At 73.6% G+C, this 14,868-nt stretch carries 12 protein-coding genes; 5 read left to right on the top strand and 7 right to left on the bottom strand.

What is annotated here, in order from left to right:
* Positions 1–8: 8 nt before the first annotated feature.
* From NDW01_RS20995 to NDW01_RS20985, 3 genes are all read left to right on the top strand, one after another.
* Complete coding sequence (locus NDW01_RS20995; protein ID WP_252822965.1) at positions 9–530, top strand: TetR/AcrR family transcriptional regulator; 522 nt, start codon at positions 9–11, stop codon at positions 528–530.
* A gap of 115 nt (positions 531–645) precedes the next feature.
* A complete protein-coding gene (locus NDW01_RS20990; protein WP_252822964.1) occupies positions 646–1,848 on the top strand; it encodes an MFS transporter in 1,203 nt (400 codons plus the stop codon).
* A 147-nt stretch (positions 1,849–1,995) separates the two neighbouring features.
* Positions 1,996–3,525, top strand: a complete 1,530-nt coding sequence (locus tag NDW01_RS20985) for a glycoside hydrolase family 10 protein (protein ID WP_252822963.1) — start codon at positions 1,996–1,998, stop codon at positions 3,523–3,525.
* A 57-nt stretch (positions 3,526–3,582) separates the two neighbouring features.
* Here the strand turns inward: NDW01_RS20985 and NDW01_RS20980 are convergent, their stop codons facing one another.
* Both NDW01_RS20980 and NDW01_RS20975 read right to left on the bottom strand, forming a co-directional pair.
* On the bottom strand, positions 3,583–5,487 hold the full coding sequence (locus tag NDW01_RS20980; RefSeq protein ID WP_252822962.1) for an N-acetylmuramoyl-L-alanine amidase: 1,905 nt from the start codon (positions 5,485–5,487) through the stop codon (positions 3,583–3,585).
* A 142-nt stretch (positions 5,488–5,629) separates the two neighbouring features.
* Entirely contained in the window at positions 5,630–7,060 is a 1,431-nt protein-coding gene (locus tag NDW01_RS20975) for a DUF2079 domain-containing protein (RefSeq protein ID WP_252822961.1), read from the bottom strand.
* Positions 7,061–7,140: 80 nt separating this feature from the next.
* Here NDW01_RS20975 and NDW01_RS20970 point away from each other — a divergent pair, with 80 nt between their 5' ends.
* Both NDW01_RS20970 and NDW01_RS20965 read left to right on the top strand, forming a co-directional pair.
* A complete protein-coding gene (locus tag NDW01_RS20970) occupies positions 7,141–7,722 on the top strand; it encodes an RNA polymerase sigma factor (protein ID WP_252822960.1) in 582 nt (193 codons plus the stop codon).
* Positions 7,719–8,642 (top strand): hypothetical protein, encoded by a 924-nt coding sequence (locus NDW01_RS20965; RefSeq protein WP_252822959.1) that lies wholly within the window; start codon positions 7,719–7,721, stop codon positions 8,640–8,642. The genes NDW01_RS20970 and NDW01_RS20965 overlap by 4 nt, the downstream gene beginning before the upstream one ends.
* A gap of 61 nt (positions 8,643–8,703) precedes the next feature.
* Here NDW01_RS20965 and NDW01_RS20960 read toward each other — a convergent pair whose 3' ends face one another.
* The 5 genes from NDW01_RS20960 to NDW01_RS20940 form a co-directional block, all read right to left on the bottom strand.
* Entirely contained in the window at positions 8,704–9,654 is a 951-nt protein-coding gene (locus NDW01_RS20960) for an electron transfer flavoprotein subunit alpha/FixB family protein (protein WP_252822958.1), read from the bottom strand.
* Positions 9,655–9,665: 11 nt separating this feature from the next.
* The gene (locus NDW01_RS20955; RefSeq protein WP_252822957.1) at positions 9,666–10,445 is read right to left on the bottom strand and encodes an electron transfer flavoprotein subunit beta/FixA family protein; all 780 of its coding nucleotides are present in this window, start codon (positions 10,443–10,445) and stop codon (positions 9,666–9,668) included.
* 201 nt (positions 10,446–10,646) lie between these two features.
* On the bottom strand, positions 10,647–12,173 hold the full coding sequence (locus NDW01_RS20950; RefSeq protein ID WP_252822956.1) for a serine/threonine-protein kinase: 1,527 nt from the start codon (positions 12,171–12,173) through the stop codon (positions 10,647–10,649).
* Between the two features lie 64 nt (positions 12,174–12,237).
* On the bottom strand, positions 12,238–12,876 hold the full coding sequence (locus NDW01_RS20945; RefSeq protein ID WP_252822955.1) for a hypothetical protein: 639 nt from the start codon (positions 12,874–12,876) through the stop codon (positions 12,238–12,240).
* Positions 12,877–13,103: 227 nt separating this feature from the next.
* Positions 13,104–14,867, bottom strand: a complete 1,764-nt coding sequence (locus NDW01_RS20940) for a serine/threonine-protein kinase (protein ID WP_252822954.1) — start codon at positions 14,865–14,867, stop codon at positions 13,104–13,106.
* Position 14,868 lies beyond the last annotated feature (1 nt).

Genomic DNA, 14,868 nt, shown 5'->3' with positions numbered 1-14,868 from the left:
CGAGTGTTATGAAACGCGATGCTCTTCTCGATGCCGCCGAGGCCCTGCTGTGCGAGCAGGGCACCCAGGCGCTCACGCTGTCCGCGGTCGCCGAGCGCGCCCAGGTCAGCAAGGGCGGGCTCCTCTACCACTTCCCGAACAAGGAGGCCCTGATCAGAGGGCTGGTGGAGCGGCTGGTCGAGGAGTTCGACGCGCTGATCGCCTCGTACGAGACGGGCGGCCCCGGCTCGTACACGCGGGCCTTCGTCGAGGCGAACTTCGCCGTCGTCATGGACCGCGACCAGTCGCGGCTGCTCCGACGATGGGCGACGGTCAGCGCGGCGGCGGCCGACCCGGCCCTGCTCGCCCAGATTCGCGAGGCGATGCACCGCTGGCACGACCGGGACCCTGCCGACGACCCGGATCCGGTCGCCGCCCAGATCGCGCGACTGGCGGCCGAGGGGCTGTGGGAGGTCGTGATGCACGACCCCGGCCTCTATGACGAGGCGCAGCTGGAGACGCTGCGCGAACGGCTGCTCGACACGCTTTAGCGAGCCGACCACCACGGCCGGACCACACCGGCCGGCCCACCACGACCACACCGGCGCCCACCGCGGGCGCCGGTCCTTCCGTGCGCACCACGGCAAAAAAGAGAGAGGTGAAATCATGACGTCTCGCGTCCTCGTCCGGGCCCGCCTGGGCACCGTGCTGACGTTCGCCCTGGCCGGCATGCTCTGCGGAGTCTGGGTGTCACGGACGCCGGCCCTCGCGGACAAGTTCGGGATGAGCGAGGGCGACGTCGGGACGGCCATCCTCGTCTGGGGGATCGGCGCGATCATCGCGATGCAGGGGCTGCGCGGCGTCATGGCGCGGCTGGGCGGCACGGCCGTCCTGCGGATCGCGGCACCGCTGACGGCGGTCAGCGTGGCGCTGATCGGCCTGGCGCCCACCCGGCCGCTGCTGTTCGCCGCGGTCGCGCTGTTCGGCATGACGTTCGGCCTGACCGACATCGGGATGAACGCCCAGGGCAGCGCCGTGGAACGTTCCTACGGGCGACCGATCATGAACGGGATGCACGCCGGATGGTGCGCCGGCGCCATCTCCGGGGGCCTGATCGGCTCCTTCAGCGCCTCGGCCGGGCTGTCGTTCGGCGAGACGCTCGTCGGCGGGGCGATCATCGCTCTCGCTCCGATCGTCGTCGTGGGCCGCACGTACATCGACGACAGGGCGCCCGCCTCCGCGGGCCGGGGCCGCGCGCGGCTGCCGCTCGTCGTCTACCTCATCGGCGCGCTGGCGTTCGTCGCCTTCATGATGGAGGGCACGATCGCGGACTGGAGCGGGCTGTTCCTCAACCGTGAACTCGGCGCCACCCAGTCGGTCGCCGCCCTGGCCTACCCGCTGTTCGAGGCCGCCATGCTCGCCGGCCGGCTCGTCGGCGACCGCGTCCGCGCCCGGCTGGGCACGCGCCGGCTGCTGACGTACGCGGGACTGGGCACGGCGGTCGCCGTCTCGGTCGTCGTCCTCGCCCCGGCGACGCCGTTCGCGCTGGTCGGATTCGGGCTCGCCGGGCTGATGGTCTGCACCGTGGTACCGACGACGATCTCGGTGGCCGGCTCGATCGTGCCCGGCCGGTCCGCCGCGGCGGTCGGCCAGGTGAGCGCGATCGGGTACGGCGGCCTCGTCCTGGGGCCCGTGGTGATCGGGTTCCTGGCGGACGCGGCCTCGCTGCGGGTCGGGCTGGGCCTCGCGGTCGTCCTCGCGCTGCTGATCGCGGCCAGCGCGCGGTTCGTCCCGGCACGCCGCTTCATGGTCCTGACGGCCGAGCCGGAGCCGGACGCGGAGCCCGAGACCGTACGTCTCGCGGCCTGACGGCACGCGGCCCGGCGCGGCGGGCCGCCCGCCGATCAGGCCCCAGGCCGTAGGACGCGCACGGCCGACACGACGGGCACGGTGAATGATTTACATCTCCTAGCCGATGATCGTAAGTTCTCTTCCAGAGCCTGAGGAGAGAGCTTCATGATCCTTCGCCGTGTCCTGTCTCTCGCCACCGCCACGCTGCTCGGCGGCGCACTCGCCGCCGGGCCGCTCACCACTCCCGCCGGCGCCCGTACCGCCTCCTGCCCCGCCCCGGCCACCGCCGGCCGGCAGCTGCGGGGCGTGTGGATCGCCTCCGTCACCAACATCGACTGGCCGTCCGCGCCCGGCCTGTCCGTCGCCCGGCAGCAGGCGGAGTACCGCCGGCTGCTGGACAACGCCGTGGCCCGCCACCTGAACGCGGTGTTCGTCCAGGTGCGGCCGACCGCCGACGCGTTCTGGCCCTCGCCGTACGAGCCGTGGTCGCAGTACCTGACCGGGACGCAGGGCAAGGACCCGGGATACGACCCGCTCGCCTTTCTCGTACGGGAGGCGCACGCGCGCGGCCTGGAGTTCCACGCCTGGATGAACCCGTACCGGGTGTCGATGAAGGCCGATCCGAGCCTGCTGTCCCCGAACCATCCGGCCCGGCGCCACCCGGACTGGGTGCACCCCTACGCCGGCAAGCTCTACTACGACCCCGGGATCCCCGCCGTCCGCCGCTTCGTGGAGCGGGCGATGCTCGACGCGGTACGCCGCTACGACATCGACGGCGTCCACTTCGACGACTACTTCTACCCCTACCCGAGCGGCACCGCCGACTTCCCCGACGACGCGACGTACGCCGAGTACGGCTCCGGGTCCCCGGACAAGGCCACCTGGCGGCGGCACAACATCGACCTGCTCGTACGGGAGATGGACCGCCGGATCCACGCCCTCAAGCCGTGGGTGAAGTTCGGCGTGAGCCCGTTCGGCATCTGGCGCAACAAGAGCTCCGACCCCGAAGGCTCGGACACGAACGGCCTGGAGTCCTACACCGCGATCTCGGCCGACACCCGCGGCTGGGTGAAGAAGCGGTGGATCGACTACCTCGCTCCGCAGATCTACTGGTACATCGGGTTCACCGTGGCCGACTACGCCAAGCTCGTCCCCTGGTGGGCCCGGCAGGTCGACGGCACCGGCGTGCAGCTCTACATCGGCCAGGCCGACTACCGTGAGGGCGCCGCGGGGCAGGCCGCGCCGTGGCAGGACCCGGCAGAGCTGTCCCGGCATCTGACGTTCGACCGGGGCTACCCGCAGGTGGCCGGGGACATCCACTTCAGCGCCAAGGACATGGACGCCGACCGGATCGGCGGGGTGAGCCGGATGGTCGCCGACCACTACGCCCGCCCGGCGCTGGTCCCGCTGATGCCGAGGCTCGGCGGGCACGCCCCGCAGCGGCCGCATCCCGCCGTGACGGGCTCCACCGTGACCTGGCGGCCCGTCGCGGGCGCGGCGCGGTACGCGGTGTACCGGTTCGACGGCCCGGCCGCCGCCCGGTGCGGCGCCGGCGACGCCTCGCGGATCGCCGTGACCGGCGGAACGTCCTTCACCGACCCGACCGCCGAGCCCGGCAGGGACCACGTCTACGCCGTGACGGCGCTGGACCGACTCTGGCACGAGAGCCCGGCGGCGAGGGCGCGGCGGCACTGAGTGAGCGCGGCACCGCCGTGGCTCCAGTGGCCACGGCGGTGCCGCGTTCGCCGTCCGCTAGGAGACGGTGGAGACCGTCACGTCCTCGGCCTTGACGAAGTAGGCGCGGTGGCCGAACTGGATCTCGTAGTACTTCTGCGGGCCGGTGACCACGATGTGCTTGGCGGGGTCGTACGTCACCGAGTGGAAGTACTCACCGGTCTCGCTGCCGATGACGGCGTACTTCTGGCCCTTGGCGACGCTGTACTTCAGCGGCGCGGCCTTCTTGTCCGACGGCGGGGTGACCCCGGCGGGGAACTCCTCCGGGTAGGCCATCCCCCAGATCTTGGCCGACGACGTCTTCGGGGTGGCGACCAGACCGGGGGCCGCGACCGCCCGGCGCTTGCTCGTGGAGTTGTAGAACCACGCCTTCTGCCCGAGGTACCAGATCGCCACCCACGAGCCCTTCTTCTCCGCGACGGCGTAGATCTGGCCGGTCGACGCGCGGGCGGAGTGGTCGTAGACGCTCGTCGTCGCCTTCCCGCCCGTGCTCGGGTGCGCGCCGATGTCCTTGACCAGCGGGGCCGTCGAGCTCGGCTTCGTGCGCAGCATGATCGACGCGCCGCCGTGCGCCGGGCACTTGGCGCTCGGGTGCGCGGCGTCGCAGCCGGTGTAGGTGACCTTGTTCTCGGCGTAGCTCGGCAGGATCATCACCCGGCCGTGGAGGCTCGCCGAGCCCTTGAGCGGCTTGCCGAGCAGGCTGAAGTAGTGCGCCCAGTCCCAGTACGGGCCGGGGTCCTGGTGCATCTGGGACACGGTGTCCATGACCCGGGCGGGCACGTTGTCATGGCCGAGGATGTGCCCCCGGTCCAGCGGGACGCCGTAGGTCGCGGCCAGGTGGCGGACCAGCGTCGCCGAGGCCCGGTACATCGCCTCGGTGTACCACGTGCCCTTGGCGACATAGCCCTCGTGCTCGACGCCGATCGACTTGGAGTTGATGTACCAGTTTCCGGCGTGCCGGCCGACGTCCTTGACCCGCACGTGCTGGGCGACGTGCCCGTCCTTCGAGCGGATCGTGAAGTGCCAGCCCAGGTAGGCCGGGTCCTTGACGGACTTCACGGCCGAGGCGTACGACGACTCGGTGTCGTGGATGACGATGTAGTCGATCTTCTGCTTCGCCGGGCGGTCGGCCACGTCGTGGTTGCCGAACTTCGACGGGTCCTTCGGGTCGAGCTGCTTGTACGGCGCGGGGATCCACTCGCACTTCAGGCTCGCCGGGCAGTCGGTCGCGGCGGCGGCGCTCGCGGCGGTCCGCGTGGCCGCGCCCGCCGGTACGGCCTTCGGATCGGCCGTCAGGGTGACCTGCCGCCCGTCGTCGGTGGTCCGGGACTCGCCGGAGCGGATCACCGAGAAGACCTGGTCGGCGAACCACCCGCTCCCCCCGTAGCGGGTCACGGCGGCGTACCACCGCGCCGGGTCGGCGGCGAGCGGCCCGCCCGCGTCCCGCTGGTACTTCGCGAGCAGGGCCGCGCCGCCCTGGATGTTGGCGGCCGGGTCGGTACGGAGCCTGCCCGCGTCGATCCCCGTCAGCCGGGCGGCCACCGGGATCGTCTGCTCATCCGGGGCCGCGGCCGCCTTCGGCGCCGCCGAGGCGGCGCGGTCGTCGCCGTCCCCCTGCTCCGCCCCGCCCCCGGGCGCGGCGGCGACCTGGGTGAGGTGCATGGGGCCGTACCCGCCGCTCGTGCTGGGCAGGCCCTCGTTGGCGTCCCACCGCGATTCCAGGTAGGAGACCCCGAGCAGGACGCTCACCGGCACCTTGTACCGCTTCGCCGCGGCGGCGAACGCCGCCTGCCGGGTCGGCGCGGAGGCCGCCTGGAGTCCCACGGTGGGCGAGGACGGGTGCTGCTGCGCGAGAACGGCTCCGGTGCCGATGGCGGCCGCCAGCACGGCCCCCGCACCGATCACGCGACGTCGGTCGAACATTCGACGATTCCCCCAAGATCGAAAACGACTCGGGGAAGCCTGCTCCGATCCGTCATCACGCGTCAACCGAAACGTCAGATTTGGTGCTGATTCAGGGGGACGTCGTACGCGTGGATCCGCGTCCGGCGGGTGCCCGCCGTTCTCAGGACCCCGTCCACAGGGCTCCGCTCCCCTGCTCCCGGGCGAGGACGACGTAGCCCCCGGCCCGGGCGACCTCGCGGTAGTGTGCGGTGGGGTGGAGGGCGTGCGCGAAGCCGAGGGGATCCCCACTGGGCAGCGACCGCAGGCGGAACGTGAGGTAGTCCGGGGTCACGCCCTTGGCGTCGCCGATCCAGTAGACGGTCGTGCGGCGGGTCAGCCGGCTGATCGGCGCGACGTCGCACTCGACGGTCGCGCCGTCCGGGATCTTCCGGAGCAGTCTCTTCACCGCGACGGTCCGGGCGTCCACCCGGTACGTCCCCCAGTGCAGGAGCGCCCCGAGGGGAAGGGTCGTCGTGAGCGCGAGCGCGGCGACCGCGACGGCGGCCGGGAGCCGGGCCGCGTACGCCCGCGTCCAGCGCGGCCCGTCCGTGCGGGCACGGGTCCGCGCGACCGCGTCCACGAGCGCGAGGAGCACCACCGGCATCAGCACGGCGCTGTAGTGCCAGTGGATCCCCCAGTAGTGCTCGTCCTGGGAGACGAGGCGCCAGCCCAGCGTCGGCACGGCGACGAGGACGAGCGGGGACCGCAGCGCGTACAGGCCGCTCGTGGGCACCAGGGTCCACAGCACGGTGCGGATCGCGATGCCGGGCGGCACGTGGCGGGCGCCGTGCACGCCGTGACCGGTCAGCTTCTGCCAGTACCCGTAGCCGCCGCCGTTGAACGCCGGGATCACCACGAGGAGGGCGAGGACGGTCGACGCCACGCCGAAGGCGACCAGCGCGACCGCGCAGGGGACGACACGGGAGCGCGCGGGATCCCGCCGTGCCCGCAGGGCGACCACGCAGCCGATCGCGGCGGCCGTGAGCCCCATGTCCTCCTTGACGAGGACGAGCGGGAGCGCCCACGCCATCGCCGCCCACCACCGCCCGCGCAGCACCGCCTCCAGCGAGAGGGCGAGCAGCGGCATGGCGAACGCGATCTCATGGAAGTCGAACTGCACCGCGCGCTGGACGCCCCAGGACAGTCCGTAGGCGGCGCCGATCGCCAGGCCCGGCCGGCGGCCCAGGAGATGCGCGGCGACCCGCGTGATCGGGACGATGGCGAACGCGAACAGCGCGGCCTGGGCGACGAGCAGCGTGACCGGTGTCGGGAAGATCCGGTACGGCGGCGCCAGCAGCGCGACGATCGGGCTGAAGTGATCGCCGAGGACGTTCGCGCCGGGGCCCTTGATGTCGGCGATCGGGGCGCGCAGGTGCGCGTAGCCCCGGACGGCCTGCTCGAAGATCCCCAGATCCCAGGACAGCGTCTCCATGCGGCGGTACCGCGCGAGCGACAGCGCCGCGTACGCGAGGAGGAAGGCGCCCGCGAGCCAGTACGGATCCCGGCGCGGCTCCGCCCAGGACCGGCGCGCTGCCCGGACATAGGTGATCATTTCGCGAAATGGTACGGGTCGGCCGGACAGGTCTGTAGGTGAGCGCACTCGCGCGGGCCACCGACCGAGAGGAGAGGGGCTTGGAACCTCTCGACGAGAGAAGGCGAAGATTCGCGGAGATCTACGCGGCCTGTCATGACCCGGTCCTCGGATACGTCATGCGCCGCGCGGAGAACGGGCACGACGCCGCGGACATCCTCGCCGAGACCTTCCTGATCGCCTGGCGGCGCCTCGACGACGTGCCCGCCGGGGGCGGGGCACGTCCCTGGCTGTACGGCGTGGCCAGGCGGGTCCTCGCCAACCACCGCCGGGGTGAACGGCGGCGCAGCGCGCTCGGTGACCGGCTGCGGGCCGAGCTGGGACCCGTGATCCGTCCCGCCGAGGACCAGGGGTCCGGCGCCGTCGCGGAGGCGTTCCGCGGCCTGTCCGAGGACGACCGGGAGCTGTTGTCGCTGGTCGGCTGGGAGGGCCTGGACGCCGGGGAGATCGCCACGGTGCTCGGCTGCTCGCGCAACGCCGTACGGATCCGGCTCCACCGGGCGCGCAAGCGGTTCGCCCGCGCGCTCGCGGACCAGGAGGCCCGGGAAGCCGGGGAGGCCCGTGAGACCCGCGCGGACACCCACCACCACCGAGCGCGCGTCGCGAAGGGAGAGCACGCATGAGGCACGACGAGCTGATCGGGCGGCTCGCGCCCGTCACGGACGAGGAGGCGGCCCGCAGGGTGAGCCCCGGGACGAGAAGCGACCTGGCCGATCGGATCATGTCCACCGCCGTGCCGGAGGGACGTCCGGCACGGCGCCGCCGGGCCCTGGTCATCGGCCTGCCGCTGGCCGGCGCGGCGGTCGCCGCGTCCGTCGTCGCCGCGTCCGTGCTGTCCGGTTCACCGGCCCCGCGGAGGCAGACACCGCAGACGACGCGCAGCGGCGCCCCGAGGGTCCAGCTGGCGGCGCTGACCTTCTCCACCCAGGGCCGGTACCTGATCGTCAAGGTCAAGGACCCGCTCGCCGATCCGGCGCGGTACCGGAAGGAGTTCGCCGCGCACGGCATGAACATCGACCTGCGGCTGGTCCCGGTGTCACCGTCGATCGTCGGCACCGTGGTGATGGCGGAGTCGGAGGGCGACGCGATCAAGGTGATCTCGGCGCGAGGCAGGTGCCGCACCGGGGGCGGCGGCGACTGCCCCGTCGGCTTGAAGATCCCGCTCGGCTACAAGGCGCACTCGATGGAGGTGTTCGGGCGGGCGGCGCGGCCCGGCGAGCAGTACTCCTCCACCGCCCCGGCCGACGCGCCGGGCGAGGTGATGCACGGGCTGACGTACCGCGGCCGCACGGTCGCCGAGGTCCTCGCGATGCTGAAGAAGCGGCACGTCACCGTGCCGCAGTACCGGTACGTGGCGGCGAACGGCGACAACCGGCCCTACCGGTACGGCGTGCCACCGGCGAAGGTGAAGCCGGGCTGGTTCGTGCACGACGCCGACCCGTGGGCGCAGGGCCAGGTCATGCTGTGGGTCGGCCCGACCCGCCAGGTGCACGAGGGCCCGCCGTCGCCGGGGGCGCCCGTACCCACCCCGACCGCGCGCTGACGCTCCCCGGGCACGACGACGCCCCGGCGATGGATCCGCCGGGGCGTCGTCGCGCGCGAGGTCACTTGCGCTTGGTGATCTCCTCGGTCAGCTGCGGGGCGACCTGGAACAGGTCACCGACGATGCCGTAGTCGACCAGCTCGAAGATCGGCGCGTCCGGGTCCTTGTTGATCGCGACGATCGTCTTGGAGGTCTGCATGCCGGCCCGGTGCTGGATGGCACCGGAGATGCCCACCGCGATGTACAGCTGCGGCGACACCGTCTTGCCGGTCTGGCCCACCTGGAAGGTGTGGGGGTACCAGCCGGCGTCGGTCGCGGCGCGCGAGGCGCCGACGGCCGCGCCGAGCGAGTCGGCCAGCTCCTCGATGAGCTTGAAGTTGTCGGCGCCGCCGACGCCCCGGCCGCCGGAGACCACGATCGCGGCCTCGGTCAGCTCCGGGCGCTCGCCCTTCTCCTGGACGACCTTCTCGACGACCTTGGCGGCCTTGGCCGCGTCGGACAGCGTCACCGACACCTGCTCCTCGGCGGGCGTCGACGGCGCGGCCTCGGGGGCCGTGGAGTTGGGGCGGACCGCGATGATCGGCGTGCCCTTCGTCACCTTGGCGTGCGAGACGATCGCGCCACCGAAGATCGAGTGCTCGCCGACGAACCCGTCCGCGACGTCGACGACATCGGTGAGCACGCCGGACTCGGTCTTGACCGCGAGACGCCCCGCGATCTCCTTGCCCTCGCCCGTCGCGGCGACGAGGACCGCGGCCGGGGACTTCTCGGCGACGAGCTGAGCCAGCAGCTCGGCCTTCGGCGCGACGACGTAGGAGGTCAGCTCCTCGTCGGCGGCGACGTAGACCTTGGCCGCGCCGTACTCCGCGAGCTTGTCCTTGGCGCCCTCGTAGCCCGGGCCGACCCATACCGCCGCGGCGTCGCCGTGCCGGCGCGCGAGCGTCAGCAGCTCGAAGGTGACCTTCTTGACCTCTCCGTCGACATGGTCGACGAGGACGAGAATCTCCGCCATTTCCCCGCCTCTCAGATGAACTTCTTGGACGCGAGGAACTCGGCGACCTTCACGCCGCCGTCGCCCTCGTCCTTGACGATCTGGCCCTTCTCGCGCGGTGGCGCGTCGGCGAAGTCGACGACCTCGGTCGAGGCCCCGGCGAGCCCGACCTTGGCGGCGTCGATCTCGGCGTCGGCGACGGCGAGCTTCTCGACCGGCTTCTTCTTCGCCGCCATGATCCCCTTGAACGAGGGGTAGCGCGGCTCGTTGATCTTCTCGACGACGCTGACCACGGCGGGCAGGCTCGCCTCGACGCGGTCGAAGCCGTAGTCGGTGAGCCGCTGCGCCGTGAGCGAGGACCCGTCGATCTCGACCTTGTTCGCCAGCGTCACCTGGGGGACGCCGAGCCGCTCGGACAGCATCGAGGCCAGCAGCCCGGTACGGGCGTCGGTCGACTCCGCGCCGAGGATGACGATGTCGAAGCCGACCTTCTTGAGCACCTGCGCGAGCGCGTACGAGGTCGACAGCGCGTCCGAGCCGTGCAGCGCCTCATCCGACACGTGGACGGCCTTGTCGGCGCCCATGGCCAGGGCCTTGCGGATCGACTCCGAGGCCTTCTCCGGGCCCATGGTGAGAACGGTCACCTCACCGCCGTGGGCCTCCTTGATGGTCAGGGCCTCCTCGACGGCGTACTCGTCGAGCTCGTTGATGACGCCGTCGGCCGCCTCACGGTCGAGGGTCTTGTCGTCGGACCGCAGCTTGCGTTCGGTCGCCGTGTCGGGGACCTGCTTCACGCAGACGACGATGTTCATATGGTGTCCGCCCTCCCTGCACACTTCATCTACGCGCTCCTCCGGCACGACGGGCGCCGTCCCTGCGGGCGACGCGGGCTGACGCGTTGGACGCCCTAAGCCTGCCAAACACCCGAAGGTGGTTCGGCTCCGGGGCGTCCCCTCGTGTCGCCCCCGATGTTACCCACGGGTAGCGACTGTGCAAAAGTCCGTCCACCCCGTTCACGGTGCGGTGAACGGCCACCACGCCGGAAACGGGATCCCCACCACCGCCAGCGCCAGCGCTCCTGCGGCCAGGACCGCCAGGACCAGCCGGGCCGCGCGGCGCTCACCGCCGTAGCGTGCGCGCACGACCGCCGCCACCACCATGAGCACCCCGAGGGGCAGCGCCAGGGCCCGCTCGCGCGGCACGACCGACCACCAGGTGATCCCCAGCACCGCGCCGTACCCCACGACCATCGCGACGACCAGCGCCATCAGCCGGACCACCGTCTGCGCCGGAACCGCGACGAGCGCGGCGAGCACCGAGCCGAGACGGGCGAGCCGGCCGACCCGTGCCGCCGTCCGGCTGCGGGCGCGGGCCACGGCGTCCCACGTGTAGCCGGCGGCGCAGGCCGACAGGATCGTCGCGACGGCCAGGACCGGCAGGGCATAGCAGGCCGCCGGCACGGCGAGCCCCGCCGCCCCGCGCAGCAGGCGCATCGGCAGGCCGCGGCGCCGCTCTCCGGCATCCGGCTCGACGGGCCGCTCCCCCGGCGGAACACCGTCGGCTCCCGGAGCACCGCCCACCTCCGGAACATCCGGCGCGTCCGGGAGGTCCAGGGCGTCCGGTGAAGCGTCGGGCGCGGCGGAAGCGTCTCGCTCCCCCGGAACGCCGGCCGCGGCGCGGAGGTCCCGCGCCGGCGGAGCGTCCGGGGCGGGGACCGCCCGAGGGCCGCGTGCCGCCGGCCGTGAGCGGTTCCGCAGGGCGGCGAACGCCTCCAGGAGGTCGCCGGTGCCGGGGCGCGCCTCCGGGTCGATCGCCAGCGCGGCCTCGAGCATCGCCCGCAGCTCGCCCGGGACGCCGCGGAGGTCGTGCCTTCCCCGCAGCACGCGGGAGAAGATCGCCTGCGCGGGCCCCGGCCCGTACGGCGGGCGGCCGGTGGCCGCGAACGCGACCGTCCCGGCCCAGGAGAAGACGTCGGCGGCCGGCCCGGCCCGCTCCCCGTCGAGGATCTCCGGCGCCAGGTAGCCGGGCGTGCCGATCGCCATGCCCGTACGCGTCAGCCGGGTCGCGTCCAGGACGTGCGCGAGACCGAAGTCGATGACGACCGGATCGCGGTCGACGATGATCACGTTGGCGGGTTTGAGGTCGCGGTGCACGACCCCGGCAGCGTGGATCACGTGCAGCGCGCGGGCCAGCCCGCGCGCCACCGTCGGCAGCGCCGCGCCGCGGAGCGGGCCCTCGCGGCGTACCCGCAGGTCGAGGGAGCGGCCCTGGACGTACCTCGTGACGACGTACGGACGGCGTCCGGTGAAGTCCGCGTCGACCACCTCGGCGACGTACGCGCTGCGGACCCGGCGCATCGTCGCGACCTCGCGTTCGAGGCGGCGGCGGGCGAGCGGGTCGCGGGCGACGGCGGGATGCAGGATCTTGACCGCGACCGTGCTGCCGTCCGGTGCCAGCGCGAGATGCACCTCGCCCATGCCACCGACGCCGATCTCCTCCAGGAGCCGGTAGGGGCCGAGACTCTCGCGCAGGGACGTCATGGGGGGATTCCGCGGTCGACGGGCTACCGCAAGATCGTAAATGCCCGGCCCGGCCGGTCCCCGGTCACGACACGCGCTGCTGGATGGAGTCCTGGAATCGCGAGAGCTCCTGGGCGATGGAGTTCTCCAGTTCGTACATGGGGGCGAAGCTCGGCCGCAGGACGATCGCGCCGGCCAGGACGGCGAGCGTCACCGCGCACAGGAGCGCTCCGATGACCGCGATCCGGCGCGGGCCGTATGCGAGCACGGTGAAGACCTGCTGGAGGTGCCGGCGCGGCGCCCGGACGCCCGGCGCGGCCAGCAGGACGTACGCCGCGGCCCCGGCGCCCCAGGCGGCCGCGACCAGCGGGGCGACCCGGACGTCGGCGGCCGCCGCCGCCATGATCACCATCGGCACCAGGACGGCGAACACCGCGGCGTAGGGCACGGTCAGCAGCGTCCCGACGGCACCGCGGACGAGATCCAGCGGCGCGGTCAGCGGGCCGACCGTCAGCCGCAGCGGGGTGGCGGGGTGTTTTCGCGCGTGGAACTGCCCGGCCCGCAGGTACGACGCGCCCGCCAGCGCCAGCAGGAGCCCGAAGAACGGCGTGATGACGGCGATCCCGAACACACTGGCGACGACGAGGTACGTGAGGAGCCGTGACCAGCCCTCGACGATGGCGTCGACGGTCTCCCCGCCCTCCCGAGGCGGGTCGGAGACCACGCCGGATGTCTCATCCCACGTCATCGGCGCGCGGCGCGCATCCCGGCCGCCTGGCCGGCGAGAAACGCCGTTCCCTCCTCGGAAAAAGTCGCTGGGGTCCCGCATCGGGCGGACGTCGAAGGCGGTGCCACACTACCGCGCCGCGGGGGTCCATTCCGCGCGACGCGGCCGACGCGCCGCGCACATCCGGAGGGCGCATGGCGCCCCGAGCGGGGACACCTCGCGCGTCACCGGTGCAGGAGCCCGGCGATCGTGTCCGTGAGATCAACGATGGCGCCGGCCCGGTCACCGATCGGCCACCACCGAGGGCGGAGCAGCCACCCCGCCGCGACCGCGAGCGCGGTGATCCCGGCGAGGCAGAGGCCCACCGACGCGGCCTGCGCCCGGCTCCGGGCCAGCGCCGACAGCAGCCGGACCGCCTGGCGGCGCGGCCCCATCACGCCGGGCCCGGCGAGCGTCATCGCCGCGAACACCGCCGCGCTCCACCGCAGGACGGCGTCCGGCCAGTCCACGTCGTGCCAGGCGGTCCAGGCGACCAGCGCCCCGCCGGTCACCGCCGCCGCAACCGCCGCGTACAGCAGCGCGGGCACCAGCGCCGCGGTGGACCGGCCCAGCGACCCAGGCACGCGGAAGGGCGCCAGCACGAGGTCCTGGGCGCCGCGTACGGGCACCCGGCGGGACCGGACGGCCGAGTCCCCCGCCCGCAGGTACCAGACGGCCGCCACCACGAGGGGCAGGCCGACGATCGGGACCACGGCACAGGCCGCCACGGCCGTGACGATGGCCAGGTAGGCGAGCAGCTTGTACCAGCCGAGCGCCACCCGCGGCGCCTGGCGGGGCGGGGCCCCGCCGGGAGAGGCCGGGACCGGCCCGGACGCCGGGCTCGCCTGCGGCTCGGGAACGCGCGTCGCCGCGCCGGGGCCGGAGGCCGAGGAGTCCGGTCCCGCCCCGGCGGAGCCGGAGACCCGGGAGCCCGACGGTGCGCCGGTGCCACCGGAGGACCGGGAGTCCGCCGGCGCGCCGGTGCCGCCCGACCGGGAATCCACCGGCCGTCCCGTGGAGCCGGAGGGCCGGGAGTCCGGTGGCGCGCCGGCGGGACCGGGAGGCCGGGAGTCCGGTGGCGCGCCGACGGTGCCGGCGGCGTCGACGGCCGGGCCGAGGGCCGTCGCGGCGATGGGCGGCGGGGCGCCCAGGTCGAGCGCGCGGACCAGGCCCGCGAGCTCCGCCGCCGGCGGCCGGGCCTCCGGTTCGCGGGCGAGGGTCGCGCGCAGCAGCGGTTCGAGGGCCGGCGGCACGCCGTCGAGGTCGGGGTTGCCGGACAGGATCCGGGCCAGCACCGCCTCCAGCGAACCGCCGCCGAACGGCGCGCGGCCGGTCGCGGCGAACGCGACGGTCGCCGCCCAGCCGTACACGTCGACGGCGGGGCCCGGCGGCCGGCCGTCGAGGATCTCCGGCCCGAGGTATCCCGGGGTGCCGACGACCAGGCCGGTCCGGGTGAGCCGCGTCGCGTCCGCCGCGTGCGCGATGCCGAAGTCGATGACCACCGGGGCGCCGTCGACCATCATGACGTTGTTCGGCTTGAGGTCCCGGTGGACGACGCCCGCCTCGTGGATGGCGGCCACGGCCTCGGCCAGGCCGATCGCCACGCGTGCCAGCGGCCCGCCGGACAGCGGCCCGGCCGCGCGGACCACACCGTCGAGCGGGTGGCCGTCGATGAAGCGGGTGACGATGTAGGGGCGTTCGGCGGCGACGTCGGCGTCGAGGACCTCGGCGACGTACGGGCTGCGCACCCGCCGCATCGTGTCGACCTCGCGGGCCAGCCGCCGCCGGAAGGTCAGGTCCTCGGCGTACTCGGCGCGCACGACCTTGAGGGCCACCTCGCGGCCGGCGTCGTCGACCGCCCGGTGGACCACGCCCATGCCGCCCTCGCCGAGGGCCGCGACGAGTCGGTAGGGGCCGACCTTGTCCACCGGGACGTCCTCCACTGGCATC

Origin of the sequence: Actinoallomurus soli (assembly GCF_024055715.1) — a bacterium.
Lineage (GTDB): Bacteria > Actinomycetota > Actinomycetes > Streptosporangiales > Streptosporangiaceae > Actinoallomurus > Actinoallomurus soli.
The sequence above is the reverse complement of the archived record's forward strand: the minus strand, read 5'-3'. Positions and strand labels throughout refer to the sequence as shown.